Origin of the sequence: Nostoc sp. ChiQUE01b, from assembly GCF_034531255.1 — a bacterium.
GTDB lineage: Bacteria > Cyanobacteriota > Cyanobacteriia > Cyanobacteriales > Nostocaceae > Nostoc.
Genome location: NZ_JAVRBM010000203.1, coordinates 1 through 1,429 on the forward strand (window position 1 = coordinate 1; position 1,429 = coordinate 1,429).

Annotated in this window: 1 protein-coding gene and 1 pseudogene; both read left to right on the plus strand. The window is 41.0% G+C overall.

What is annotated here, in order from left to right:
- Window positions 1-433 (plus strand): annotated as a pseudogene (locus RMY63_RS41630) (hypothetical protein); the annotation flags it as partial.
- 326 nt (window positions 434-759) lie between these two features.
- Window positions 760-1,392, plus strand: coding sequence for a hypothetical protein (locus RMY63_RS41635; protein WP_322734265.1), 633 nt, complete (start codon window positions 760-762; stop codon window positions 1,390-1,392).
- The last annotated feature ends 37 nt before the right edge of the window (window positions 1,393-1,429 follow it).

Sequence of the window (1,429 nt, forward strand, 5' to 3'; positions counted from 1 at the left end):
CAAGCTTTTCAGGCATTACGTGGCGGCTGGTGACAGCTTCGCTACTTTTACCCCTTTGTCTATCTGTTTAACTTTGAGCGATCGCACTTTACTAACTTATGGCGAATCTCAGGGAAACAGAAACAATTCTGGCTACAAATTAGCTCGTAACCTACTGGGTACATCTAATTTACTCACTAGAAACCGAATCGCTTGTCATCCCGAACCACGCCAACTATTTGACCGATATTGCGATCGCTGTACACCTCCACTTGAACCAACTGAGGCAGATACAATTTGGCACAGTGCGAATAAAACAACAGCTTTTGCCAGTCGGGACTTTGGCTCAATTGTCATGAGCATTCGTAAGTGGAAGTTACACCGCAAATCAAAAAAGCAATGCGTAAGAAAACCAAAAAGATTAATTAACGAGAGATTGACAAAATCGATGTAATACCCTTCCAATTTCTACCCATAATTTACCGTGTACACATATCTTTGTACAGGATTAAAACGGTGTGGGACAACTCCAAAATACTTGTGTGTACACGGTAGCCCTATTCCGGGAGACTATATGACTATTAAAGATGAGTATTGAAAGTACTATAGGAATCATATTTGATTTCTGAAAATATTTCAGTAGGATGTGTTATGCCGTAGGCTAACGCACCATCCGAATATTCTGGTGCGTTACGGAAGCCGTAACACACCCTACATATACTTAGATTTTTTCATAAATCAAATACTAGTCCTATAGATGAACTTAATATTCCCAAGGATTTGAGAATTATTCCTCCAGCAGATCATAGTTGGGCAACATCACGTCAGGATTCAGGTGTTGGTGCTTTGGCATATAACCTGTTTACAGAGGAAGTATGTCAGCAGCTTCAGGATTTTCAGTTTGATGAAATTAAAGTGTTGGGTATCAAATACAATCACTTCGCCAATGAAAACTTTGCTAGTAAGCAATGGAAAAAGCGCAGCGTTACTCTGGAAGTAGGAGTTTTTGAGTTGCCCGAATCTCATCCAGAGTTTTATCGTTACAACGGTACACCGATATTACAGATCGATGGCAAGAAATTAGGCACTTTTGCTCCCGACAGTCCGAAACTGCCGATTGGTGCGACATTTGCAGCTACTTTGCAACCAGATGGCTCTAGTATTATCCTCAAGGTTAATCCTGAGTCAATCAATCTGCCAGAAGTTCCATTACCGGAATCAGAACCAAAGTTAGATACTGCTGGGCAATTCCGAGCCATTCACCGTGAACTCTGGCGTAAAGAAATGTTTGATAATTTAGTAGGAGCGATCGCTACTACCTACGAACAGCGACAAGCCAATCAATCTGCAAGTAATGAAATTGAGCAGTTTAAGATAGGTAGCCATTGGACTGCTGTAAGGATTCAGGTCTAATATTGGGGAAGCAAAGAAGGGCAAGATTGAGAATTAA